We start from the raw sequence: 24,420 nt of genomic DNA, 5'->3' as shown, positions 1-24,420 counted from the left end.
CACGGCACCGGCCCGCCCGCCGCGGCGGGGCAGCGGCCGTCGCGGCGGGGCACAGGCCGTCGCCGCGGGGCACAGGCCGTCGCCGCGGAGCACCGGCCGTCGCAGCAGGGCACCGGCCGCTCAGCCCGCCGCCCGCCGGTTCGCCTTCGAGCGGGAGCGCTTCTCGACGTACATCCGCTGGTCGGCCGACTCCAGCACTTCCTCGGCCGACATCCCGCAGCTCGCCCAGCCGATGCCGAAGCTGGCGCCCACCCGGACCGCGCGGCCCTCCACCCGGATCGGCGGGATGATCGCGTTCCGCAGCCGGACCGCCAGGTCCTGGGCGTCGGCGGTGCCGAGTCCGTCGGCGAGCACCACGAACTCATCGCCGCCGAGGCGGGCGACCGTATCGCCGTCCCGGACCCCGCTGGTCAGCCGGCGGGCGACCTCTATCAGCACCGCATCACCGGTGTTGTGCCCGAAGCGGTCGTTGATCGACTTGAAGCCGTCGAGGTCGCAGAAGAGCACCGCGAGCCCCTTGGAGCCGTCGTCGGCCGGCCCGTCCGCGGGAGCGACGAGATGGACATGGTGGTCGAACGGGGGCGGGGGCCCGCCCTCGAAGCCGTCGAGCCCGTCGAAGGGCTCCTTCGCATCCGGCCGGAAGCCGTGCGGATCGCGGGGATCGACGCTGAGGGTGCCCGAGGAGGCGTAGGCGTCCGCCATCGAGCCGGGCGGGCGGGAGCACAGCCGGGCGCCGAGCCGGGCCCGCAGCTCGGCGCTGTTGGGCAGCCCGGTCAGCGAATCGTGGCTGGCGCGGTGGGCGAGCTGCAGCTCGTGCCGCTTGCGCTCCTCGATGTCCTCGACGTGGGTGAGCAGGAAGCGGGGACCGTCGGTGGTGTCGGCGACGACGGAGTTGCGCAGCGAGACCCACACGTAGGTGCCGTCCCGGCGGGCCAGCCGCAGCTCGGCGCGGCCGCCCTCGGCGGAGGTGCGCAGCAGGGTGCCGATGTCCTCGGGGTGGACGAGGTCGGAGAAGGAGTAGCGGCGCATCCCGGAAGCCGGGCGGCCCAGCAGCCGGCACAGCGCGTCGTTGGTGCGGAGCAGCCGTCCGTGCTGGTCACCGCCCATTTCGGCCACGGCCATCCCGCTCGGCGCATACTCGAACGCCTGCCGGAAGCTCTCCTCGCTGGCGCGCAGCGCCTGCTGCTCGCGCTCCAGCCGGACCAGTGCGCGCTGCATGTTGGCCCGCAGCCGGGCGTTGCTGATCGCGATGGCGGACTGGAAGGCGTACATCTGCAGGGCTTCCTGGCCCCAGGGCCCGGGCCGCCGGCCGTTGCGCGGCCGGTCGACGGAGATCACCCCGAGCAGTTCGCCGCCGCCGTTCGCCGCGGTGTACATGGGCGCGAAGAGGCGGTCCATGGGGTGCCACTCGTCGGGGAACCGGGGCGCGGGTCCGGCCGTGTGCCACTGGGGTACGTCGTCGTCATCGAGCACCCAGCCCTCGGTGTGCGAGATGAAGCACAGGTCGCCCCAGCGCTCGCCCATGGACAGCCGGCGCTCCCAGGAGGCGCGGGAGCCGACGCGTCCGGCCATGAGCGCCTCGGCGCCCGCACTGCCGGCGACCGCGGCGACGACGAGATCGCCGTCGGGACGGACGAGATTGACCGCGGCCAGCTCGTAGCCGAGCCCGGTGATCACGCCGTCGGCGACTGTCTGCAAGGTGTCCGCAAGGCTACGTGCGGTATTCAGCTCGGCGACCACTTGGTGCAGCTGCCGCAGGGTCGCAAGACGGACGTATGGCTCCGACTCGGTCTCCATCGCTCGCTCTCCCTGAGACCTCGACAGCAAACTCCACGATTTCTTGTCGTCCGATTCCACGCTCACTGAATCACAGTGAGCTGTTCACTCGGTACACAGGGTCAACAATTAGCGCCTGCTGTGACTCAAGTCACAAACAATGAAGGACGGTTGGCGATCTTCCATAAAACCGCCACGGGAGCGCGCCTTCACTCTTTCTACACTTACTGAACGCAAATTCCGAGCCTTTCGGTCCTCCGCCGTCAGACCTAGGACGCGAGTGGTCCCGGGGCCCGATGCGCATCACGGTCGGCCGAAGTTAGCGTTTATGGCGTGTTCACGAAGACTCCCGCCGATACGGCGGCCTCCGGGCCCGTCGCCCACCCCGTACCCGCCGTCGCCCTCGCTTCCGTGCCGGGTGACGCGCCGATCCCGCATGCTGTTGGGGTGAGTGACGACGAGTTCCGTGCCGCCCTGTCCCGCCTGGCCGCCGGCGTGGTGCTGATCACCGCCCACGACCCGGACGGCGGGCCGCACGGCGAGGACGTCGGGATGACCGCCACGGCATTCCTGTCGGTGTCGCTCGACCCGCCGCTGGTGATGGTGAGCGTTCGCAACGACTCACGGATGGACGACCTGCTGGAGCTGCAGCCCGACTGGGCCGTGTCGGTGCTGTCGGGACACCAACGGCAGATCGCCGGACGATTCGCCATGAAGGGCCGCATCAGCGACCGGCTGCTCTTCGAGGACATTCCGTTCGTACGGGGCGAAGCGTCGGGTGCTCCCCTCATCGGGGGCGCGCTGGCGACCCTGGAGTGCCGTACCGAGCAGCGGGTCGTGGCCGGCGATCACACGCTGGTCATCGCACGCGTCCTGGCCACGACGATCCCGAACGAGGACGACGGGCCGCTGACGTACTTCCGGGGGAAGTACCACCAGTTGGGGTGAGGCCGGGGCTGTTCGGGGTGAGGCTGGGGCGTCCGGGGTGAGGCCGGGGGCGGGGGCGGTCAGCCCCAGTCGCGGCCCGAGCGGCCGCGCTTGGTCTCGCCACGCTGCTTCTTCTCGCGCAGCCGCCGCTCGTTGATGCCCCGTGGGATCCGTGACTTACGGCGCGGCTTGGGCGGCGGGGCGGTGGCCTCGGCGAGCAGCGCGGCCAGCCGGACGGCGGCGGTCTCGCGGTTGCGCCACTGCGAGCGGTGCTCGGAGGCCCGTACGGACAGCACGCCGTCGACCAGCCGGCCCGCCAGCCGCTCCAGGGCGCGCTCCTTCCACACCGGCGGCAGCGCCTGCGTCTTGTCGAGGTCGAAGCGCAGCTCGACCTGGCTGTCGCTGGTATTGACGTGTTGGCCGCCCGGACCTGAGGAACGCGAGAAACGCCAGACGAGCTCGGCCTCTGGAAGGACGACCGAACCGCGGATGACATAAGGCCCGGACATGGGTCCTATGATCCCGCGCCGCGCGCGGCCCCGTCACCCGCTTTTCGGGGTCCTCGCCGAGCGTTCACATCAGAATTCGGCAAAGAGAGTAAAGACTGCAGGAACCTGAAGGTCCCCTCATGGCGTTGTGGTGGGTAACGGTAGCTTCGTGCGCAGTGCGGAGCCCGACGCTTCGACGAGTCGACAAGGAAAGGGACATCCCATGGCTGTAAGCCTGTCCAAGGGCGGCAACGTCTCCCTCACCAAGGAGGCACCGGGCCTGACCGCCGTCACGGTCGGCCTCGGCTGGGACGTCCGCACGACCACCGGCACGGACTTCGACCTCGACGCGAGCGCGATCGCGGTCAACCCGAGCGGCAAGGTCTTCTCCGACCAGCACTTCGTCTTCTTCAACAACAAGGCGACGCCGGACCAGTCGATCGTGCACACCGGTGACAACGTCACCGGCCAGGGCGAGGGCGACGACGAGCAGATCAACGTCAACCTCGCGGCGCTGCCCGCCGACATCGACAAGATCGTCTTCCCGGTCTCGATCTACGACGCCGAGAACCGCAGCCAGAACTTCGGCCAGGTGCGGAACGCCTTCATCCGCATCATCAACCAGGCCGGCGGCACCGAGATCGCCCGCTACGACCTCAGCGAGGACGCCGCCACCGAGACCGCCATGGTCTTCGGTGAGCTGTACCGCAACGGCGCGGAGTGGAAGTTCCGCGCGGTCGGCCAGGGTTACGCGTCGGGCCTCGTCGGCATCGCGCAGGACTTCGGCGTCAACGTCTGAGCCAGATCTGCATCCTGGCGCAGCCAGCGCAACGGAGGGCCGGTTCCCCATGGGGGGCCGGCCCTCGGCGCGTTCGGGGCCTTGGTTTGTGGGGGCCTCAGTGCGCGTGTGCGGGGGCGTTCTTCGCCCACACTGCGGTAGCCGCCCGGCAGTCGGTGGGCGCCACGCCGCCTCGTTCGGGCGGCCTCGTTCGGGCGGCCTCGTTCAGACGGCCTCGTTCAGACGGCCTCCTTCAGGCGGCCGCGTCCGCGGGCGCTTCGGGTGGCGTGGCCAGTACCGCCACCTCGTCCAGCGACAGCCCGAGCGCCCCGGCCAGCGCGGCGATCGTGAAGAACGCCGGCGTCGGCGCCCGGCCGGTCTCGATCTTCCGCAGCGTCTCGGCGGACAGCCCTGCCGTCGCCGCGACCTCGACCATGCTCCGCTCGCCGCGCGCCGTCCGCAGCAGCGCGCCGAGTCGCTCACCGCGTTCACGTTCCCGAGGGGTCAGGGGGGTTCGCACCATGCTCGTGATACTAATACCGGTAAACAAATACCGGTAAACAAATACCGCCTGCCGTCGCCGGGGCGCGGCGCGGGCGGCTGTGAGCAGGAGGTCGGGAACATGGTGGAGCTCAAGACGGATGCGGCACTGGACGCGATGCGGGTGTCCGGCCGGGTCGTCGCCGACGCGCTGGAGGCGGCGCGGGCGGCGGCCGCCCCGGGTGTGCGGCTGCGGGACCTGGACGAGGCCGCCCGTACGGTTCTGCGCGAGGCCGGTGCCGACTCACCGTTCCTCGGCTACCGCCCGTCCTTCGCCCCCACCCCGTTCCCCGCCGTCCTCTGTGTCTCCGTCAATGACGCGATCGTGCACGGCATCCCGGACGGGACCCGGCTGCGCGACGGCGACCTGGTGAGCGTCGACTGCGGCGCCCTGGTGGACGGCTGGGCCGGCGACGCGGCCCTCAGCTTCACGGTCGGCGCCGCCCGCCCCGAGGACCAGCGGCTCATGGACACGACCCGGCGGGCGCTGGAGGCGGGCATCGCGGCGGCCGTGGTCGGCGCCCGGATCGGCGATATCGCCCATGCGATCGGCAGCATCGGGCGCGCCGCCGGCTACGGCATCCCCGAGGACTTCGGCGGACACGGCATCGGCCGGCAGATGCACGAGGACCCGTCGGTCCCCAACGAGGGCCGCCCGCGCCGCGGCATGATCCTCCGCCACGGTCTGGTCCTCGCCATCGAGCCGATGTTCCTGGCCGGCGGCAAGGACGACTACTACGCGGCCGGCGACGGCTGGACCCTGCGCACCACGGACACCTCCCGCGCCGCCCACTTCGAGCACACAGTGGCGGTGACGAATGAGGGACCGCGGGTGCTGACCAGGGCGTAGTGCCTTGGGGGGCGGCGGGCGGCGGGCGGCGTCGGGAGCTGCGGGGCGTCGGTCTGCGCGAACGGCTCCGTGAAGGCACGATGGAAGCGGCGCCGGCTAGAGGCACCGTCCCGTCGGCCGCCGTCCTCCTGGAGCGCAGCCCATGAGCCGATACGCCGCCGAATCCGCGCACACTCCCGTAGGCGTGCTGCTCTGCGACGACCATGCCGTCGTACGCGCGGGGCTGCTCGCCCTGCTCAGCAGCGCCCCCGGCATCGAGGTCATCGGCGAGGCCGCGAGCGGTGAGGAGGCCGTGGCCCTGGCCGCCGCGCTCCGGCCCGACGTGGTCCTGATGGATCTCCAGTTCGGCTCCGGTATCGACGGTGTCGAGGCCACCCGGCGCATCGCCCGCCCCGATGCCCCCGGCTCCCCCCATGTCCTCGTGCTGACCACCTACGACACCGACGCCGATATCGCCCGTGCCCTCGACGCCGGCGCCGCGGGGCATCTGCTCAAGGCCGAGCGGCCCGAGGAGCTGTTCGCCGCGATCCGGGCCGCGGCCGAGGGCCGCAGCACACCGGCCGCGCCGGTCGCCCATCGCGTCCTGGCCCAGATGCGCAGCCCGCGCCCCACCCTCACCGACCGGGAGCTCGACATCCTCCGCCGGCTCGCCCGCGGGCTGAGCATCCGCGAGATCGCCCGTGCGCTCGCCACCAGCGAGGCCACGGTCAAAACGCAGCTGGGCGTGCTCTACGACAAGCTCGGTGTGAACTCACGGACCGCCGCGGTCTCCGTCGCCAGGGAGCAGCGCCTGGTGCCCTGACCGGACGGCACTGGACGGCACCGGACGCACCGGAGGCACCGGAGGCACCGGACGCACCGGAGGCGCCAGATGGCGGCTTCGTACCGCGTGACACCATCTAGGTGTGATCGACGTCGGCTACTCCCTCTCCCGCCGTTTCCCGGATCCGCCCCAGACGGACTACCGGACCGCGGACGTGCGCATGCTGCGCCATGACCTCTTCTGTGGCGATGTCTATCTCGCCGACACGAAGACGGACCGCGAGCTGTCCACGGCCTGGGGCTGGGTGCCGGTCCTCGACTTCGCCTGGGCGCTGTGCGACATCGTCGAGCAGCTCGACACCGACCCCCGGGGCAACCGCTCCGCCCGTCCGGTCCACGCCGAGCTGGACTTCACCGAATCCGCCGACCGGATCTTCTTCGAGCGCCGCTTCGGGTGGGTGGACGTCGACGCCGACTGGATGCCGGCCGACGAGGCCCCGCTCACCTTCAACCACTCCGCGCTGCGCCGCGAGGCCCGCGACTTCCTGCACGACCTGATCGCCGACCTCACCGATATGCACGACGGCCTCGGCGACAACCCCGCCATCTGGGACCTTCAGGCCCGCTTCCCCCGCGTCTGACCGCTGGGCAGACCGCCCAGCCCCAGCCGTACGCCGCCCCGCCTCCACGCCGCACCCCGGCGCCCAGGCCCACCCCCACCCGGACTCGCCGCCCGGCCGCCCCCTCACTCCACCCGTACTCCAATCTGTGCCGCGAACGCCGGGGCCAGGTCCAGGAGTTGGGCAGAGCTGATCACCGCGCCCGACAGCCGGTCGATCCCCCGGGCGATGTCCAGCGCGGCCGCGCCCCGCAGATCGACGTCCTTCATCCGGGCCTCGGAGAAATCCACCCGCGTCAGGGTGCAGTCGTCGAACGTCACCCGCTCCAGCTGCGCCCCCGCGAAGTCCGCCTCGACCAGCACACACCCCTCGAAGGCCACGTCCCGCAGCTTCGCCTGCCGCAGATTCGGGAAGTCGATCTTCCCGCCGCGCACCACGACCCGCTCCAGCACCGCCCCGTGCAGCTGCGTCCCGCCGAGCCGGGCGTCCGACACCTCCACATCGCGCAGTGACGCCTGGGACAGATCCGTGCCGACCCCGCGGACACCGCTCAGCACGCTGTCGATGAACCGCGCCCGGCCGAGCACGGTCTCGTCCAGCGCGCACCGCCGCACCGCGCAGTCCATGAAGCGCGCCCCGCGCGCCGACTGCCCGGCCCAGTCGGCGTCCGCGAACTCCAGCCCGTCGTAGTCCCCTTCGACCTCCAGCTCACCGCCGTCGTACGCCGTCAGCTCCGGAAGACGCACCTCCGGCCGCCGCACCGCCCGCACCGTCTCCTTGCCGCGCCCTGCCACGCGATCACCGCCTTCCGAGCCGTCCGTGCCCCACCGCGCCTGCACACCCCATCGTGAACCACACCACTGACAATGGGCGCTGACCTGTGGAAACACCCGCATTGCGGTCGTTCGGCAGCGCGCGGCGCGCCCGTCCGCGGCCGGGCACGTACCCGCTCGCGGCGCGCCCCGCGCCGGTCCCGGCCGGGCGCGTGCCCGCTTCCGCCACAGGAGGCCCCGAGCTGCCGCGCCGCACGAACGGCCTTGACCTCAACCAAACTTGAGGTAACAGAGTGGCACCCGGTTGCCCACCCACCCAGACCCCACTCCCCAAGGAGACACCGCCATGCACGCGATACGGCTGCACACCTTCGGCCCCGCGGAGAACCTCCGCCACGAGACGGTCGAGGACCCGCACCCGGGCCCCGGAGAGGTCCGTATCGCGGTGGCTGCGGCCGGCGTCCACCTCCTGGACACCGCCCTGCGCGAGGGCAGAACGGGCGGGCCGGCGCCGCTCCCCGAGCTGCCGACCGTGCCCGGACGGGAAGTCGCCGGCACGGTCGAGGCACTCGGCGAGGGCACCGACCCCGACTGGCTCGGCCGGCGCGTCGTCGCCCACCTCGGCATGGTCCCCGGCGGCTACGCCGAACTCGCCGTCACCGCCGCCGACCGGCTGCACGTGATCCCCGAGAACCTGGACGCGGGCCAGGCCGTGGCCATGATCGGCACCGGTCGCACCACCATGGGCATCCTGCTCTTCGCCGGTCTCACCGCCGACGACGTCGTGCTCGTCCCCGCGGCCGCCGGCGGCATCGGCTCCCTGCTCGTCCAGCACGCCAAGAACACCGGCGCCACGGTCATCGGCCTGGCCGGCGGCGCCGCCAAGGTGGCACGCGTCCGTGAACTGGGCGCCGACCTCGCCGTCGACTACACCCGCGACGGCTGGCCGTCCCTGGTCCGGGCCTTCCTCGACGGCCTGGGCGCGCCCGGCGCCACCCTCGTCTTCGACTCGGTCGGCGGTGCCCCCGGACGCGCGGCCGTGGATCTGCTCGCCAAAGGCGGCCGTCATCTGGTCTTCGGCTGGTCCGCCGGAGGCCTCCTCACCGGCGGTCCGCTGGAGTTCGCGGAGGGCGAGCTGACGGCGCGCGGGATCACGTCGGAGCAGGTCCTCGGCCCGCCGATGCTGGCCAGGGCCGGCGGCGACAACCCGCTCCGCACCCTGGAGACCGCGGCCCTGGCGGAGGCCGCGGCGGGCCGGCTGGTACCGGCGGTCCAGCGCTTCCCCCTGGCCGAGGCCGCGGCCGCCCACCGGGCACTGGAGTCCCGCGCCACGATGGGCAAGGTCGTGCTGGTGCCGTAGGGCGTAACTCCTCGGGGGCGGGGTGGGGTTGGACGGCGTACGGGGCGAGATCGGACGCCGTACGGGGCGGGTTGGACGCCATACGGGGCGAGGCGGGGCGGGCCGGGCGGGGCCCAGGCAGCCCGCCCCGCCCCTACCGCACCACCGCCATCTCCCGCGCCGTCTGGTTCAGCCGACGGCCGCCGGTCTCCGTGCAGGTCACGATGTCCTCGATCCGTACCCCGAACCGGCCCGGCAGATAGATCCCCGGCTCGATCGAGAAGCACATCCCGGACACCAGCGGCAGATGCTCGCCCTCGACCAGATACGGCGGCTCATGGGTGGTCACCCCGATGCCGTGCCCGGTCCGGTGGATGAAGTACTCGCCGTACCCCGCGGCCTTGATCACCTTCCTGGCCACCCGGTCGACGTCCTGGCACGCGATGCCCGGCCGCACCGCCTCGAACGCCGCCTGCTGCGCCTCCCGCACGATGTCGTGCACCTTGCGCTCCTCGGCGCCCGGCTCCCCGACGTGCACGGTCCTCGTCGTGTCCGACCCGTAGCCGTTCTTGAGGCCGCCGAAGTCGAGGACGACCATGTCCCCGTCCTCGATGACCCGCTCCCCGGCCTCGTGGTGCGGGTTGGCGCCGTTGGGGCCCGACCCCACGATCGTGAAGTCCACCTGGCTGTGCCCGTGCTCGGTCAGCAGCCGTACCAGATCGGCCGCCACGTCGGACTCCCGCCGCCCGCCGAAGCGGACGGTCAGGATGTCCTCGTACGTCGCGTCGGCGGCGGCCCCGGCCGCGGCCAGCTGCTCCACCTCATGGGCGTCCTTGACGGCGCGCAGCATCGGCAGCACCTCGGTCAGCGCGGCGTATCCGCTCCCCGGCACCGACCGCTGGAGCCCCAGCAGATGCATCGCCCAGGTCGAGTCGGACATCCCGTAACGCCCCTGCGGGTCCATCCACTTGGCGACCTCGGCATACGGGTCCGAACCGTCGGTCCACCCCGACACCTCCATCGCCCAGGCCCCCGGGGAGTACTCCGCGTCCGGGTACTCCAGTACGGGCACCAGCAGCCGCGAGCGGCGCCCCGGCTCGATCACCAGGGCGGTCAGCCGCTCGGTGACCGCGGTCGGCCGGTAGCCGCACAGCCACGTCAGATCCGGCCCCGGCGTCACGATCAGCCCGGCCAGTCCGGCATCGGCGGCGGCCCGGCCGGCCCGCGCCATCCGCCGCTCGTAGTCCACCTGCGTCATCGAAGTCACCATGGCGGTGAACTTACGCCGGTCCGGCCCCACCGGCCCGCCGAATTCCCACCCCGACGGGCCTCTTCACTCCTCCAGTTCACGCCTCCCGTCCACGCCTCCAGTTCACGCCTCCCGTCACGCCTCCCGTTCTTCCCGCCGGGCCGCTCCTCCGGTTCGCCCGCGCGTCCCCGCGGGCGAACCGGCTCCCCCTGAGCTCGGCCCCCGCGCCCGTATCGCGCCACGCCGCACCGACGTACTAACCGGCCTTCACCGGGCCGGCCGTGCCGATGTGGCCGCGGTACTCGCGCAGGGCGCGGACGCGGTTCCAGCCGAGCGCGCCCACCACACGGCCGTGGAGGCGGTAGAGCGCGACAAAGCTGCGTGCCCCTGGATCGCCGTCGACGCATTCCACCTCGGCGTCGGCGGGGCAGCTGCCATGGAACTGGATCTTTGCGTCGTACTGATCCGTCCAGCCGAACGGGACCGGCGTGTAGGGCACGGCGTCCCCGGGGCCGGCGAGGAGGTTCCTGACGGCGGCGCGGGCCTGCTCGGTGGCGTTCATGCGCTGTTCGAGACGGACGCGGCCGCCGGTGGCCGGGTCCGGCCAGTTGGCCACGTCTCCCGCCGCGTACACCCCGGGCGCCGCCCGGCAGTGGCTGTCGCAGCGCACCCCGTCCCCCAGGGGGAGGCCGGAGCCGGCCAGCCAGTCGACGGCCGGCACCGAGCCGATCGCGACCACGACCACGTCGGCGGGCAGCCGGGTGCCGTCGTCGAGCAGTACGGCGGTGACCCGGCCGCGCGCGCCGGTCACCTCGGTGACGCCGTGCCCCATATGGAGCCGGACCCCGTGGTCCCGGTGCAGGTCCGCCACCAGCCCGCCCACGAAGGTGCCGACCTGCCGGGCCAGCGGGGTGGGCTCGGTGTCGACGAGCGAGACGTCCAGGCCGAGGCCCCGTGCGGTGGCGGCGATCTCGCTGCCGAGGAAACCGGCGCCGATCACCACGACCCGGGGCCCGGCCCCCAACTGCGCCCGCAGCGTCAGGGCGTCGTCGAGCGTGCGCAGCACATGCACACCGGCCAGGTCATGGCCGAAGGGCAGCCGGCGGGGCCGCAGCCCGGTGGCGAGCAGCAGCCCGTCGTAGCGCAGCCGGTCCCCGTCGGCCAGGGTGACGGTGCGCGCCGCCGGGTCCAGCCCGGTCGCCCGGCAGCCCAGCCGGAGGTCCAGCTTGAGGCGCTGGAGGTCCGCCTCCTGGCGCAGCACGGTCCGTTCCGGTTCCCAGCTGCCGGCCAGCACCTGTTTGGACAGCGGCGGACGGTCATAGGGAGCCCACAGTTCGTCGCCGACCAGGGTCAGCGTTCCGGTGAAACCCTCGCGCCGGAGGGCGTCGGCCGCGGTGAGCCCCGCGGCCGACGCGCCCACCAGGACGATCCGGTCCATGGCAGGCACTACGGCAGCACCTCGATGGCCAGCGCGGGGCAGCGGGCGGCGGCTTCCTCGACCGGGGCGCGCTGTTCCTCCGGCGGGACGGCGTCGAGCAGCACGACGATGCCGTCCTCGTCGCGCTGGTCGAACACCTCGGCGGCGGACAGCACGCACTGCCCGGCGCCGCAGCACTTGTCCTCGTCAATGACGATCTTCATTGGGGGTTCCCCTTCTCCTGTGATCTTCGGTGACGTCCGGCAGCCGGGCCGGCTACCAGGTCACGGGCAGCTCGTGGACGCCGTAGATGAGCATGTCGTCGCGCATCGGCACCTGGTCCGCCGGTACCGCCAGCCGCAAGGAGGGGAACCGGTCGAGCAGGGCGGACAGGGCGGCCTTCATCTCCACCCGGGCCAGCTGCTGCCCGATGCACTGGTGGACGCCGTGCCCGAACGCGAGGTGCGGGCTGGAGGGACGGCGTACGTCCAGCACGTCGGGGTCGCCGGAGAACTGTGGCGCGTCCCGGTTCCCCGAGGCCAGGGAGGCGAGCACCGTGGAGCCGGCCTCGATGCGGTGGCCGTCCATCTCCACGTCCTCCAACGCCACTCGGCGCAGCCCGTACTGAATGATCGTCAGGTATCGCAGCAGCTCCTCGACGGCACTGTCCATGAGGGCGGGGTCGGCGCGCAGTGCCGCCAGCTGCTCGGGGTTGCCCAGCAGGCACATGGTCCCGAGCGCGATCATGTTCGCGGTGGTCTCGTGCCCGGCGAGCAGCAGCAACGAGCCGACACCGGCCAGCTCTTCGTCGGTGAGCCGTTCGGACTGCACCAGACCGCTGAGGATGTCGTCGGTGGGGTGGGCGCGCTTGGCGACGGCCAGTTGGTGGATGTACTGGTTCATCGCCATGTGGGCCTGCTGGACCTGCTCGTGGCTCGCATCGAGCCGGAGCTGCATGGAGGAGTTCTCCTGGAATTCCTCCCGGTCCGCGTACGGCACCCCCAGCAGCTCACAGATCACCAGCGAGGGAATGGGCAGGGCGAAGGCCTGGAGGAGGTCGACCGGCCCCTGTGCCGCGGCCATCGCGTCCAGCTGCTCGGCGACGATCTTCTCCACCGCCGGAGCCAGCTTCTGCATCCGGCGCACCGTGAACTGGCCGGTGAGCAGCCGCCGGAACCGGGTGTGCTCCGGCCCGTCCATCATGATGAACATGCCCGGCGGGGGCGGCGGCAGCGGTGCGTCGGCCGGCGTGGGGTCACCGGGCCGGACCCGCCGGCGGTTGGCGCCGAACCGCGGGTCGGCGAGCACCGCCCGCACGTCCGCGTACCGGGAGACCACCCAGCCCTTCGCCCCGTCCGGGAAGGTCACCGGGGCGATCGGGGCCTCCTCCCGCAGCGTCCGGTATCCCTCCGGCGGGCTGAAGGGGCAGGTCCGTCCCATGGGCTGGGACCTGGTGGTGGGCTGTGTACCGGTCATCGAACAGTCCTTTCCAAGGGGTGTGACAGGTCGGCGCTCGTGCCAACAGGGGCCTCGCAGCGGTGCGTACCGACGGAACGCCGGTAGACGCGCCACCCCAGGAGGGCGCCGAGCGCGAAGACGACAGGCCCGAAGACATCGACCGAGCCGAGGGCGACGGCCTGGCCGGTCAGGAACAACGGGAGTTGGACCGACAGCATCGCGAGGTTGCCGGTGTAGAGGACCAGGCTGCCTTTGACGAAGGCCCGGCGGCGCACCGTGCAGCGGCGCCACCTGGTCCGTTCCCCCGTGACCAGCCCCACCATCACGCCCAGCGGCGGCCGGCCGAGTACCAGCAGCACGGGCGTCACCACGGCCATCACTCCGTGCACCACGAGGTGCGGAAGGAAGAAGTTGGTGGCCTCCCCGGTACGCCCGGCCAACACGCCCTGGATACAGACCAGGGCGAGCACACCGAGCGCCTGCCGCGCGGGCTCCTTGCGCACCAGCCGGTACAGGAAGACCCCGGCGCCGGCGGTGAGGGCGAGCGTCAGCGCGACGCCGAGCCGGTGGGTGACGGCGAAGGTCACGGTGAATCCGAAGACGGGCGTCACGTCGATCACGGTGCTGCGCAACCGGTTCCGGACGGCGGTACGGACGGCGTCCGCACCGCCGGCTCCATGGTGTGCGGCAGGGTCCACGGGGTCTCCAGACGTCTCGACGGACGATGGTCGGTCCGGTGTCGTGGCTCCAGACAAACGGGCCCCGTTGACCGGCCCCGGTCGGCAACCTGACCATTGCCTGACAGCCGGGGCCCGCGTACGCCTGCGCCGCTCATGCCGCCGGGGGAACCGGCGGCCGGGGCGGCACGTTGTCGTCGCAGACTCCATGACGCGATTGGTGCCTGCCATGCTCTCCGCCTCGCCGACGAGTGGCGCGCCGCTGCCCCGAGGAAGCGGGCAGCGGCTGCTCGTCGTGGACGACGACCCGCGGATGGCGGAGCTGCTGGAGACCACACTGAGCCTGGCGGGGTACGAGGTCGCGACCGCCGGCTGCGGAGGTGAGGCCCTGCGCGCCTATGCGGACGAGCCCCCCGATCTGCTGGTGCTGGACGTCCTGTTGCCCGACCTGGACGGGTTCACCATCTGCCGGCGGCTGGTGGAGAGCGGGGCGCGGCTGCCGGTGCTGTTCCTGACCGCGCGGGACTCCGTCGAGGACCGGGTGACGGGCTTCGCGATGGGCGCGGACGACTACCTCACCAAGCCCTTCAGCCTTCCCGAACTCCTCGCCAGGGTGCACGCGTTGCTGCGGCGGGCCGGCCGGTCCGCGGAGCCCGGCCCGCTGCTGTGCTTCGCCGATCTGACGGTGGACGAGCGCAGCCGGCGGGTCCGTCGCGGGGACCGGCTGATCGCGCTGTCGCCGACCGAGTACAAGCTGCTGCGCTACTTGCTGATCAACGCCGACCAGGTGATGTCGAAGGAACAGATCATGGACCACGTGTGGCAGCACCACTTCGGCGAGGGCGTCGTCGAGAAGCTGGTGTCCCGGCTCCGGGCGAAGGTGGACGTCCACGCGCCCGCCCTGATCCACACGATGCGCGGCTTCGGCTACAGCCTGCGGCTCCCCGAAGGCGGGTGAGATGGCCGGCGCCTGGCGCGGCTCCCTGCGCGCACGCCTGATGGTGGGGGTCGTCCTGCTGGCAGCCGTGGGCATGGTGGCCGTGAACGCCGTGTCGCTGGTCGGACTGCGGCTCAACCTCGTCGATGTCGCCGACACCACCCTCGCCAAGACCCGCCAGACCCTTCAGCACCGGGTGCACAGCCGGCGCGCCCCGATCGACGAGGACAACCTCAACTCCCTGATTCCCGACGGCGCCTACATCGCGCTGGTCGACGCCCGGGGCCGGGTGGTCGCCCAGACCCCGGCACGGGACCTCGACGGACGGCCCCGCGCCCGCCCGGACCTGCCCACCCCTCTGCCCGACAGCTTCGCCGACCACGTCGTCACCCTCTCCGCCCAGGGCATGCCCGTCCCCCGCTACCGCACCCTGGCCTTCTCCCTCGGCCACTCCGCCACGGTCCGGCCCACCCCCGGCGCCTCGCCCCAGCCGTTCAGCAGGGTGGTGGTCGCCAAGAGCCTCCAGCCGGCCGAAGACGCCGTGTACTGGCTGATCGGCGCCGACACCGCCGCCACACTGGCCGTCCTCGGGGGCATCGTGCTGCTCAGCCGCGGGGTACTGGGCGTGGGCCTGCGGCCGTTGCGGAACATGGCCGCCACCGCGACCGCGATCGCCGACGGCGACATCGACCAGCGCATCGAGGTCGCCCGGCCGCACTCCGAGGTGGGCGAGGTCGGCACCGCCCTCAACCGGGCCTTCGACGAACGGCAGCGGTCCGAGGAACAGCTCCGGCAGTTCGTGGCCAACGCCTCCCATGAGCTGCGCACCCCGCTGACCACCATCAGGGGCTGGGCCCAGCTCCATCTGCACGGCCTGGCCCAGGACCCCGCACTCATCGAGCGCGCGATGCTGCGCATCGAGGGCGAGGCCGCCCGGATGCACTCCATGGTCGAAGAACTGCTGCTGCTCGCCCGGCTCGACCAGGGCCGCCCGATCGCGCACGCACCGGTCAATCTCGGCGCCCTCGCCGACGACGCCGTCACCGACGCCCGGGTCGTCGCCCCCGGCAGACCGATCACCGCCGAGGTGCCGGACGAGGTGTTCACCCGCGGCGACGAGGACCGCCTGCGCCAGGTACTCCAGAACCTCCTGAGCAACGCCCTGCGCCACACCCCGCCGGACACCCCGGTAACCGTCACCGCCCGCTCCCTGCCCGACGGCACAGCCGAGCTGACCGTCACCGACCAAGGCCCCGGCATGCCCCCTGCAACGGCCGAGCGGATCTTCGAGCGCTTCTACCGCGGCGACGAGTCCCGCAACCCCACCAGCGGCGGCACCGGCCTCGGCCTGAGCATCGTCAAGTCCATAGCCGAAGCCCACCACGGCACCGCCACCGTCCACACCACCCTTGGCAAGGGCAGCACCTTCACCGTGGCGCTGCCGGCGACACGCTGAGCGGCCGGCCAGCCGGTTACGTGAAGTGCCCGCCTGACTGCGGAACATGAGTGAACGTCAGGGACAAAACCCTGGACCACTACGGGTACTTACACTCCGCACCCCGGCAACCGCACCCGCGGATACCAGGACCGTTGTGAACGCGGAACCTGACGCGGGCAATTCTGCGTGACGCAGGATTGCGGTACTGCGCTGCCATACCGCGCTGCTTGTCCCCAGTCGCGCGCCGGTTGCGTCATGTTCCACGCCTGCCACCATTCGCGGGCTTGCCACTCATCGCCCATGCTGGTCATAGGGCGCCCTCGGCTTCAGAAACTGGTCGTCCTGAGGGGACCGGTCCCGGGGCACCGGAGAGGTAGTAAGTCATGCGCACACGACGACTGCTCGGCCTCGCTCTGGCCACTGCAACCCTCGCTGGCGTGAGCGCCATTGGTGCCGCCGCCCAAGCAGCGACATCTCCGACCCTCACGCAACAGGAGTGCACGGCCCAGGGTGGAACGGTCAAGAGTTCCCCCTACGCCGGATACTCGTGCGTGCTGCCCGACGGAACCACGGTAAGGATCACCTGATCGCGTCGGCCTTCCCGCCGCCACATACTGCGGGGCTCTCCAGCGGCCGCACCGGCGGAGCGTGAGCCGAGGTCGGTGGAGCCGCTTTGGCACGAGTGATCAGGGCCCATTCCGCCAGCCTGTGGCTGGGGAAAGAATCCCGCGCCTCCCTCACCACAACTGGACGTCTACACCCACGTCGCCCAGGACACACAGCGGGAAGCGATCAGCCACATGGACCGGCTGCTGAAACGACGGCTCGACCGAGACTGATCACGGTTGAGGGGCGATCCGACCGCCCTCGTTGATGCCCCCCGTAGACGTCAGAAGCCCCAGGCCACCACCGGCCCGGGGCTTCTTCCCTGTTCAAGCTCAGAGCCCCCTGTCGGATTCGAACCGACGACCTTCGCTTTACAAGAGCGGTGCTCTGGCCAGCTGAGCTAAGGAGGCGTGCGTGAAGCAGTGTACCCAGGTGCGCTGGATGCCGGTTCCCATTTCGTGACTGCAGGGGTGCTGACACCGGGGCCCGCCGCGGGTAGCGTCACGGAGAGTCCATATCAGTGGACTACACCACTCCTTTTACTCGGATCGTCCGGCACGTTCCTGCCGGTGAAGGGACTTTTCACCATGGCTACGGTCACGTATGACCAGGCAACCCGTATCTACCCGGGTTCCGACAAGCCCGCCGTCGACAAACTGGACATCGCCATCGAAGACGGCGAATTCCTTGTCCTGGTCGGCCCCTCCGGATGTGGCAAGTCCACCTCGCTGCGGATGCTCGCGGGGCTGGAGGACGTCGACGGAGGCGCCATCCGTATCGGGGACCGCGATGTCACCCACCTTCCGCCCAAGGACCGGGACATCGCCATGGTGTTCCAGAACTACGCGCTGTATCCGCACATGACGGTCGCCGACAACATGGGCTTCGCGCTCAAGATCGCCGGTGTGCCGAAGGCCGAGATCCGGCAGAAGGTCGAGGACGCGGCCAAGATCCTGGATCTCACGGAGTACCTCGCGCGCAAGCCCAAGGCCCTGTCCGGCGGTCAGCGGCAGCGGGTCGCGATGGGCCGGGCGATCGTCCGGGAGCCGCAGGTCTTCCTGATGGACGAGCCGCTGTCCAACCTGGACGCCAAGCTGCGCGTCCAGACCCGTACGCAGATCGCGGGGCTGCAGCGGCGGCTCGGGATCACGACGGTGTACGTCACGCACGACCAGGTCGAGGCGATGACGATGGGCGACCGGGTCGCCGTGCTCAAGGACGGTCTGCTGCAGCAGATCGATTCGCCGCGGAGCATGTACGACCGGCCGGCGAATCTGTTCGTGGCGGGCTTCATCGGCTCGCCCGCGATGAACCTCGTCGAGGTGCCGATCACCGACGGCGGTGTGAAGTTCGGCAACAGCGTCGTCCCGGTCAACCGTGAGGCGCTGTCCACGGCCGCCGACAAGGGCGACCGGACGGTGACCGTGGGCGTGCGCCCCGAGCACTTCGACATCGTCGAGCAGAACGGTGCCGCCGCGAAGTCGCTGTCCAAGGAGTCCGCTGACGCGCCGGCCGGCCTGGCCGTCACGGTCAATGTCGTCGAGGAACTCGGCGCCGACGGCTATGTGTACGGCACCGCGGAGGTCGGCGGCGAGGTCAAGGATCTCGTCGTACGGGTCAACGGCCGCCAGGTCCCGGAGAAGGGCAGCCGGCTGCACGTCGTGCCGCGGCCGGGCGAGACGCATGTCTTCTCGACGTCGTCCGGGGAGCGCCTCACCGACTGATACGGGCCGAGGAGCGAGAGAGCGCGAGCGGCGGCGGTTCCGGGGAGCACCCGGGGCCGCCGCCGCTGCGTTGTCATCGGCGCCAAGTCCCTACGTGGCACCAAGTCCCCACATAGGGACATAACCTGACTTTCCACACCAGCGCGTCAACATCACAACCGCACCGACGGGCCATTGCGTCCCCCGATATGGTGACCAAATGTCGCCAAATCATCACTCCTCGCTACGATCGCGACCGTGAACTCCGCAGCCCGCCGCATCGGCAGAACTCTCGCCCTCGTCCTTCCCGTCGTCCTCGTGCTGTCCGGGACCCTCGCGGTCACCGCCGTCCCGTGGGCGTCGACGGCCACCGACTCACAGATGCTGACCGCGTCCACCGGGAAGGCCGCCACCAAGACCGTCACCCGCGCCCCCGAGGAGGCCCTGCGCAAGCGCCTCCTGGTCGAGCTCCAGGAGAAGGACCCGGGCGTCGCGCTGACCCACCTCCAGGAGGCGACCACCAAGCGCCCCTCGCTGGCCAGGCACTGCGTCTCCATCGCCCGTGACCTCGGCCGTGCCGCGGTCGCCAAGTACGGCGCCGCACACCGCGCCCAGGCCTTCTCCCGCCCGGTCTGCGACACCTCCTTCGCCACCGGCGTCGCCGCCGCCCAGTGACCCCCGCTCGCACCGCATAGGGTGCGATCCATGACAGGTGCCCCGCATCCCTCTCCCACGCAGGCCGTGGTCCTGGCCGGCGGCCAGGGCTCACGTCTCCGCCCGTACACCGACGACCGCCCCAAGCCGATGGTCGAGATTCCCGGCACCGGGACCCCGATCATCGGCCATCAGCTGAACTGGCTGGCCGAGGAAGGCGTCACGGACGCGGTCATCTCCTGCGGGCACCTCGCCGGAGTACTCCAGGACTGGCTGGACCGGGCCCAACTCCCGTTGCGCGTCACGACCGTTGTCGAGACCGAACCGCTGGGCCGCGGCGGCGGCCTCAAGTACGCGGCCGGCTCGCTCCCCCGCCCGGACGAGCCCTGGTACGCCACCAACGGCGACATCTGGACCCGCTTCCCGCTCCGTGACATGGCCGCCTTCCACCACGAGCGCGCCGCCGAGGCCACCCTCGCGCTGGCCCGCCCCCACATCCCCTGGGGCGCCGTGGAGACCGACGCGTTCGGGCATGTGCTGGACTTCATCGAGTCGCCGCCCTCGCCGTACCTCATCAACGCGGGCGTCTATGTCTTCTCCGCCGCCTTCACGGAGCTGCTCCCCGACCGCGGCGACCATGAGCGCACCACCTTCCCGCGCCTCGCCCGCGAACGCCGGCTGGCCGGCTTCCCGCTCCCCCAGGGCGCCTACTGGCGCGCCATCGACACCGCCAAGGACCTCACCGAGGCCGCCAAGGAGCTGAGCGCCCAAGGGCGTTGAGAGGCGTTGAGAGGGCCCGCGCAGGGCCGTGACGGAAGCCCCGGAAGCCCGTACGGTGCCCCTTGGCCCCTTGGCCCCTTGTCCCTTGCCCCCACCACGCTCCCCGCGCCGCCCTGGAGCCGTCTCAGGGCGTCCCGAGCCGTCCTGGGCGACCGTCCCCGCACACGACCGTCCCCGACCGCTCCTCCCTCCCCGTGACGGCCGGTGCAGAAGAGCCGTACGGGGAGATCGGGGCGATCGGGGACGGGTGCGGGGCGGCGGATCAGCCGAGGAGGCCGCCCAGGGCGTCACGGCCGGAGTCGCCTCCGGAGCCGCCACTGCCCGTGCCGGTGCTGCCGGTGCCGGTGGTGCCGCCGCCCGTGCCGCCCGCCGAGGGCGGTACCCGGCTCGGTACCGGGGCCCGTCGGGTCGGCACGGTCTGCTGCGGGGCGCTGGTGGTCGCGCCGGGCTGCTGCGAGAGTCCGCCGCCGCTGCCCGTCGACCGTCCGGTGCCGGGGGCCGAGGCGGACGGTGTGCCAGGCTTGCGGACCTTGTGCGAGGCGCCGGCGGAGGGCTTTCCGGGGCGCGGTGCGGAGCTGCCGGTGTGCCGGTGACCGGGCCGGGTGGCGTGCTTGCCGGGGCGGGGCAGCGGGGAACCGGGCAGGTTGTTGATCGCCGGCTCACCGGGCCGCGGCACGGTCGCGACCGTCGCGGACCGTACGGCGCCGCCGAGCAGCGAGCCGATGAGCAGGGTCAGCCCGGCCACCACCGCGGTCATCACGGCGCCGCGGCGCAGCACCCGGCGCCGCAGATCGGCCACCTCGACGCGGGGGCCGAGGCGCCGCCAGGCCTCACCGGCCAGCCGCCCGTCCACGGAGTAGACCGGGGCACCCGCGATGATCAGCGGGCTCCAGGCGGCGAGGTAGATGATGTCCGGGGCGTCGTAGGCGGGGACCGTGCGCCAGGTGACGGTCATCAGCAGCGCCGCGGACAGCAGCGCGCCGATCGACGCGGCCACCCGCTGCCACAGGCCGCAGATGGTCAGGACGCCGACGACGACCTGCAGGAAGGCGACGGTCAGACCCGCGCCGACCGGGTGTGAGACGGCGAAGTCGCGCAGCGGCACCGCCAGCGCCCAGGGGTCGAGCGACAGCAGCCACTTGACCATCGAGCCCCGCTCACCGCCGTCGAAGTAGACGGGGTCGCAGAGCTTGCCCATACCGGCGTAGACGGAGATCAGACCGAGGAAGATGCGCAGCGGCAGCAGGACGACGCCGAGGTTCATCCGGCGGCCGGGGTAGTACGCGTGCCGCACGGTGTCGGCGCCGCGGCGCCTGCCGCCGGGGTCGTAGTGGTCCCGTGCCTCGAACCGGTCATCGTCGTAACCGTCGTCGAGCGGGCCGCGGCTGTCGTACGAGGGGTTCCGGTAGGGGGTGTCGTGGTAGGTGTCGCCGTACGCGCTGCCCACGGGGCGGACGCCGCGCAGCAGCTTGTCGGATTCGGCGGGGCCGCGCTGGCCGATCACGGTCTGGGCGGGGGGCGCGTCGCCGAGGCGGACCCGGGGCAGGACCTGGGTCGTGCCGACGTCCTCGCCCTGGCCGCCGTCGAGGCCGATGCCCGAGTCGCGTACCGCGTGCAGGAGTTGGGTGGTGGCGCCGGCCGTGCCGCCCGGTGCGGTGCGGCCGCTCCACACCACGGGCGCCCGGCGTCTGGCACCGGCGGCCGAGCCCTGGATGACGGGGATGCGCGCGGTGTCGGCCAGGGCGTTGCCCGCCGTGGGCGCGGCGAGCTGTACGCGGAAACTGGCGTGGTTGACGATGACCTGCGCGGGATCGCACGGCACCTTGACCGAGCTCAGGCCCGGCTCGTCATCGAAGCCCGGCGAGCGTCCCCCCGTAGGCGTGCGGGGTGTTCTGGTGTCCACGCTCATCTAACCGAGTGACTCGCGTATAAGACACTGCCTTGACCGGGTCGATCTGTCCGAGACCCGTCAAAAGATCACAGGATCCGGCGAAGGCGTACGGAGGGTCAGGCCTTGCCCCGGGGTGGCGCGGAAAGGTATCGGCCGCCCCGGGGTATCCGGACTCAGCTGCGGCGGCGGGCCGCCTCCCACAGGACGACACCGGCCGCGACACCGGCGTTCAGCGACTCCGCGCCGCCCGGCATCGGGATGCGTACCCGCACGTCACAGGTCTCGCCGACCAGCCGCGACAGGCCCTTGCCCTCGCTGCCGACGACGATGACGACCGGGCCGTCCAGCGCCGCGACGTCCTGGAGCTCCATCTCGCCGTCCGCGGCCAGACCGACGACCGTGAGGCCGGCCTTCTGGTACGACTCCAGGGTCCGGGTGAGGTTGGTGGCGCGGGCAACCGGTGTACGGGCCGCGGTGCCCGCCGAGGTCTTCCACGCACCGGCCGTCATCCCGGCCGCCCGGCGCTCCGGCACGACCACACCGTGACCGCCGAAGGCACACACGGAGCGGACCACGGCGCCGAGGTTGCGCGGATCGGTGACGCCGTCGAGCGCGACGATCAGCGGGTCGTCACCGTTGTCGAAGGCGGCCGCGGCCAGGTCCTCGGGGTGCGCGTAGTCGTACGGCGGGACCTGCAGGACCATGCCCTGGTGGTTGAGGCCGTTGGTCATCCGGTCCAGCTCGGGGCGCGGCGCCTCCATCAGGTTGATGTCGCCGCGCTCCGAGGCGAGCTGCAGTGCGGCGCGCACCCGCTCGTCGGTGTCGATGAACTGCTGGACGTAGAGGGTCGTGGCGGGCACGCCGTCGCGCAGCGCCTCGAAGACCGGGTTACGGCCGACGACCAGCTCCGCGGTGCCCTTGGCACCGCCGCGGCGCGGGGCCGGGCGGCGCGACGCGGCCTGCTTCGCCTTGGCGTTGGCGACGCGGTTCTTGACGTGTCCCTTGCGCTCGGAGGCGGGCGGGGTCGGGCCCTTGCCCTCCAGGCCCCGGCGCCGCTTGCCGCCGCTGCCGACCTGCGCGCCCTTCTTGTTGGACGTGCGGCGGTTCCTGCGCTGGCTGTTGCCGGCCATGGGTCACCTGTTTCTTCACTGCTCTCGACGTCTCGCGACGTGGAGTGGGTACGTACGTATGGATTGAGTGTCGCCCGCGGCCACCGGGAAGGGCGAATCCGGGTGGCCGGCGGCGGGCGGGACGGGGGTCAGGACAGCGACCAGCGCGGGCCCGAGGGGGTGTCCTCGATGGCGAGTCCGGACTGCTGGAGCTGGTCGCGGATGGCGTCGGCGGTGGCGTAGTCCTTGCGGGCGCGGGCGGCCTGGCGCTGTTCGAGGACCAGGCGGACCAGGGAGTCGACCACGCCGTGGAGGTCCTCGCCGCGGTCCGTGCCGCCGCCCGACCAGCGCTCGTCGAGCGGGTCCAGACCGAGCACGCCGAGCATGGCGCGCAGCTCGGCCAGCCGGGCCACCGCCGCTTCCTTGTCGTCGGCGGTCAGTGCGGAATTGCCCTGGCGGACGGTGGTGTGCACGATCGCCAGCGCCTGCGGGACGCCCAGATCGTCGTCCATGGCCTCGGCGAACGCGAGCGGCACCTCGGCCGCCGGCTCGACGACCCCGGCCTTCTCGACGACCCGCTGGACGAAGCCCTCGATCCGCGCGAACGCGGACTCGGCCTCCCGCAGCGCTTCCTCGCTGTACTCGATCATCGAGCGGTAGTGCGGGGTGCCCAGGTAGTAGCGCAGCACGATCGGGCGCCAGCGGGCGACCATCTCCGAGACCAGCACGGAGTTGCCCAGCGACTTGGCCATCTTCTCGCCGCTCATGGTCACCCAGGCGTTGTGGGTCCAGTACGCGGCGAAGTCGTCGCCGTAGGCCTTGGCCTGCGCGATCTCGTTCTCGTGGTGCGGGAAGATCAGGTCGATGCCGCCGCCGTGGATGTCGAAGGCCTCGCCCAGGTACTTGTGGGCCATCGCCGAGCACTCCAGGTGCCAGCCGGGCCGGCCGCGGCCCCAGGGGGTGTCCCAGCTGGGCTCGCCCTCCCTGGCCGCCTTCCACATCGCGAAGTCGCGCGGGTCCCGCTTGCCGGTCTCGCCCTCACCGGACGGCTGGCGGAGGTTGTCCAACTCCTGGTTGGACAGCTGGAGATACCCCGGGAAGGACTGCACGTCGAAGTAGACGTTGCCGTCGGCGGCGTAGGCGTGGCCACGCTCGATCAGGCCGCGCATCATCTCGATCATCTCGGGGATGTGGCCGGTGGCGCGCGGCTCGTAGGTGGGACGCAGGCAGCCGAGGGCGTCGTAGGCCGTGTTGAAGGCGACCTCGTTCTCGTAGCCGATCGACCACCAGGGGCGGCCCTGCTCGTCCGCCTTCTTGATGATCTTGTCGTCGATGTCCGTGACATTGCGCACGAACGTCACGTCGTAGCCGCGGTACTCGAACCAGCGGCGCATGATGTCGAAGTTCAGTCCCGACCTGATGTGCCCGATATGCGGGGCGGCCTGCACGGTCGCGCCACACAGGTAGATCGAGACACAGCCCGGCACAAGCGGGGTGAAATCGCGAATCTGCCGGGCGCTGGTGTCGTACAGGCGAATCGTCACGGAACCAGGGTAGTCGGAACGAGGCAGTGCCCCGCGACCCATTGGGCCACGGGGAAACAGATCCGCCACAACAGTCCGGTTCGCCGGAATTGCACCCTGGCCGG

23 protein-coding genes and 1 tRNA gene are annotated in these 24,420 nt (G+C 71.7%); 11 read left to right on the top strand and 13 right to left on the bottom strand.

All coding sequences use genetic code 11. The annotated features are described in order from the left end of the window. Window positions 1-120: 120 nt before the first annotated feature. On the bottom strand, window positions 121-1,797 hold the full coding sequence (cdgB, locus tag NUT86_RS24490; RefSeq protein WP_018089741.1) for a diguanylate cyclase CdgB: 1,677 nt from the start codon (window positions 1,795-1,797) through the stop codon (window positions 121-123). Window positions 1,798-2,109: 312 nt separating this feature from the next. Between cdgB and NUT86_RS24485 the strand changes: the two genes are divergently transcribed. After that, complete coding sequence (locus tag NUT86_RS24485; protein WP_229838630.1) at window positions 2,110-2,724, top strand: flavin reductase family protein; 615 nt, start codon at window positions 2,110-2,112, stop codon at window positions 2,722-2,724. Window positions 2,725-2,783: 59 nt separating this feature from the next. On the opposite strand, the gene arfB is transcribed toward NUT86_RS24485, so the two are convergent. Next, window positions 2,784-3,212 carry an alternative ribosome rescue aminoacyl-tRNA hydrolase ArfB gene (arfB, locus tag NUT86_RS24480; protein WP_018089743.1) on the bottom strand — a complete coding sequence of 143 codons (429 nt, stop codon included), beginning with the start codon at window positions 3,210-3,212 and terminating at the stop codon, window positions 2,784-2,786. 202 nt (window positions 3,213-3,414) lie between these two features. On the opposite strand from arfB, the gene NUT86_RS24475 reads away from it, so the two are divergent. Continuing rightward, the gene (locus NUT86_RS24475; RefSeq protein WP_018089744.1) at window positions 3,415-3,990 is read left to right on the top strand and encodes a TerD family protein; all 576 of its coding nucleotides are present in this window, start codon (window positions 3,415-3,417) and stop codon (window positions 3,988-3,990) included. Between the two features lie 232 nt (window positions 3,991-4,222). Here NUT86_RS24475 and NUT86_RS24470 read toward each other — a convergent pair whose 3' ends face one another. After that, entirely contained in the window at window positions 4,223-4,492 is a 270-nt protein-coding gene (locus NUT86_RS24470) for a helix-turn-helix domain-containing protein (protein WP_274737567.1), read from the bottom strand. A gap of 99 nt (window positions 4,493-4,591) precedes the next feature. On the opposite strand from NUT86_RS24470, the gene map reads away from it, so the two are divergent. The 3 genes from map (at window position 4,592) to NUT86_RS24455 (ending at window position 6,762) form a co-directional block, all read left to right on the top strand. Further along, entirely contained in the window at window positions 4,592-5,359 is a 768-nt protein-coding gene (gene map, locus NUT86_RS24465) for a type I methionyl aminopeptidase (RefSeq protein ID WP_274737566.1), read from the top strand. Between the two features lie 142 nt (window positions 5,360-5,501). Continuing rightward, window positions 5,502-6,161 (top strand): response regulator, encoded by a 660-nt coding sequence (locus tag NUT86_RS24460; RefSeq protein ID WP_148592934.1) that lies wholly within the window; start codon window positions 5,502-5,504, stop codon window positions 6,159-6,161. Between the two features lie 103 nt (window positions 6,162-6,264). After that, complete coding sequence (locus NUT86_RS24455) at window positions 6,265-6,762, top strand: hypothetical protein (RefSeq protein ID WP_018089748.1); 498 nt, start codon at window positions 6,265-6,267, stop codon at window positions 6,760-6,762. Window positions 6,763-6,866: 104 nt separating this feature from the next. Here the strand turns inward: NUT86_RS24455 and NUT86_RS24450 are convergent, their stop codons facing one another. Beyond that, on the bottom strand, window positions 6,867-7,511 hold the full coding sequence (locus NUT86_RS24450; protein WP_018089749.1) for a pentapeptide repeat-containing protein: 645 nt from the start codon (window positions 7,509-7,511) through the stop codon (window positions 6,867-6,869). Between the two features lie 349 nt (window positions 7,512-7,860). On the opposite strand from NUT86_RS24450, the gene NUT86_RS24445 reads away from it, so the two are divergent. Continuing rightward, window positions 7,861-8,874 carry a zinc-binding dehydrogenase gene (locus NUT86_RS24445; protein ID WP_274737564.1) on the top strand — a complete coding sequence of 338 codons (1,014 nt, stop codon included), beginning with the start codon at window positions 7,861-7,863 and terminating at the stop codon, window positions 8,872-8,874. 133 nt (window positions 8,875-9,007) lie between these two features. Here NUT86_RS24445 and NUT86_RS24440 read toward each other — a convergent pair whose 3' ends face one another. The 5 genes from NUT86_RS24440 to NUT86_RS24420 form a co-directional block, all read right to left on the bottom strand. Beyond that, window positions 9,008-10,111: an aminopeptidase P family protein gene (locus tag NUT86_RS24440; RefSeq protein WP_274740605.1), complete on the bottom strand. Its 1,104-nt coding sequence runs from the start codon at window positions 10,109-10,111 to the stop codon at window positions 9,008-9,010. Window positions 10,112-10,358: 247 nt separating this feature from the next. After that, window positions 10,359-11,540 carry an NAD(P)/FAD-dependent oxidoreductase gene (locus tag NUT86_RS24435; RefSeq protein ID WP_266447754.1) on the bottom strand — a complete coding sequence of 394 codons (1,182 nt, stop codon included), beginning with the start codon at window positions 11,538-11,540 and terminating at the stop codon, window positions 10,359-10,361. Window positions 11,541-11,548: 8 nt separating this feature from the next. Then, complete coding sequence (locus NUT86_RS24430) at window positions 11,549-11,743, bottom strand: ferredoxin (protein ID WP_018089753.1); 195 nt, start codon at window positions 11,741-11,743, stop codon at window positions 11,549-11,551. 52 nt (window positions 11,744-11,795) lie between these two features. Further along, window positions 11,796-12,995: a cytochrome P450 gene (locus NUT86_RS24425; RefSeq protein ID WP_274737563.1), complete on the bottom strand. Its 1,200-nt coding sequence runs from the start codon at window positions 12,993-12,995 to the stop codon at window positions 11,796-11,798. Then, a complete protein-coding gene (locus NUT86_RS24420) occupies window positions 12,992-13,675 on the bottom strand; it encodes a DUF3159 domain-containing protein (RefSeq protein WP_274737562.1) in 684 nt (227 codons plus the stop codon). The genes NUT86_RS24425 and NUT86_RS24420 overlap by 4 nt, the downstream gene beginning before the upstream one ends. A gap of 187 nt (window positions 13,676-13,862) precedes the next feature. On the opposite strand from NUT86_RS24420, the gene NUT86_RS24415 reads away from it, so the two are divergent. Both NUT86_RS24415 and NUT86_RS24410 read left to right on the top strand, forming a co-directional pair. Continuing rightward, window positions 13,863-14,612 (top strand): response regulator transcription factor, encoded by a 750-nt coding sequence (locus NUT86_RS24415; protein WP_078518613.1) that lies wholly within the window; start codon window positions 13,863-13,865, stop codon window positions 14,610-14,612. Between the two features lies 1 nt (window position 14,613). After that, entirely contained in the window at window positions 14,614-16,047 is a 1,434-nt protein-coding gene (locus tag NUT86_RS24410) for a sensor histidine kinase (RefSeq protein ID WP_159486803.1), read from the top strand. Window positions 16,048-16,971: 924 nt separating this feature from the next. Here NUT86_RS24410 and NUT86_RS24405 read toward each other — a convergent pair. After that, a tRNA-Thr gene (locus NUT86_RS24405) sits at window positions 16,972-17,045 on the bottom strand. Between the two features lie 177 nt (window positions 17,046-17,222). Here NUT86_RS24405 and NUT86_RS24400 point away from each other — a divergent pair. The 3 genes from NUT86_RS24400 to NUT86_RS24390 all read left to right on the top strand — a co-directional run bounded on the left by NUT86_RS24400 (window position 17,223) and on the right by NUT86_RS24390 (window position 19,772). Continuing rightward, window positions 17,223-18,359: an ABC transporter ATP-binding protein gene (locus NUT86_RS24400; RefSeq protein WP_018089758.1), complete on the top strand. Its 1,137-nt coding sequence runs from the start codon at window positions 17,223-17,225 to the stop codon at window positions 18,357-18,359. Window positions 18,360-18,596: 237 nt separating this feature from the next. Beyond that, entirely contained in the window at window positions 18,597-19,013 is a 417-nt protein-coding gene (locus NUT86_RS24395) for a hypothetical protein (protein WP_018089759.1), read from the top strand. Window positions 19,014-19,043: 30 nt separating this feature from the next. Continuing rightward, the gene (locus NUT86_RS24390; protein WP_159486805.1) at window positions 19,044-19,772 is read left to right on the top strand and encodes a nucleotidyltransferase family protein; all 729 of its coding nucleotides are present in this window, start codon (window positions 19,044-19,046) and stop codon (window positions 19,770-19,772) included. 262 nt (window positions 19,773-20,034) lie between these two features. Here the strand turns inward: NUT86_RS24390 and NUT86_RS24385 are convergent, their stop codons facing one another. The 3 genes from NUT86_RS24385 to cysS form a co-directional block, all read right to left on the bottom strand. After that, a complete protein-coding gene (locus NUT86_RS24385) occupies window positions 20,035-21,681 on the bottom strand; it encodes a DoxX family protein (protein WP_274737559.1) in 1,647 nt (548 codons plus the stop codon). A 155-nt stretch (window positions 21,682-21,836) separates the two neighbouring features. After that, a complete protein-coding gene (rlmB, locus tag NUT86_RS24380) occupies window positions 21,837-22,793 on the bottom strand; it encodes a 23S rRNA (guanosine(2251)-2'-O)-methyltransferase RlmB (RefSeq protein WP_018089762.1) in 957 nt (318 codons plus the stop codon). A 128-nt stretch (window positions 22,794-22,921) separates the two neighbouring features. Beyond that, window positions 22,922-24,316: a cysteine--tRNA ligase gene (gene cysS, locus NUT86_RS24375; RefSeq protein ID WP_274737557.1), complete on the bottom strand. Its 1,395-nt coding sequence runs from the start codon at window positions 24,314-24,316 to the stop codon at window positions 22,922-22,924. Between the last annotated feature and the right edge of the window lie 104 nt (window positions 24,317-24,420).

Origin of the sequence: Streptomyces sp. G7(2002) (genome assembly GCF_028870195.1) — a bacterium.
In the GTDB taxonomy this organism is placed as follows: Bacteria; Actinomycetota; Actinomycetes; order Streptomycetales; family Streptomycetaceae; genus Streptomyces; species Streptomyces nigrescens.
Note: the sequence above shows the minus strand (reverse complement) of the source record. Positions and strands in the feature narration are given on the sequence as shown.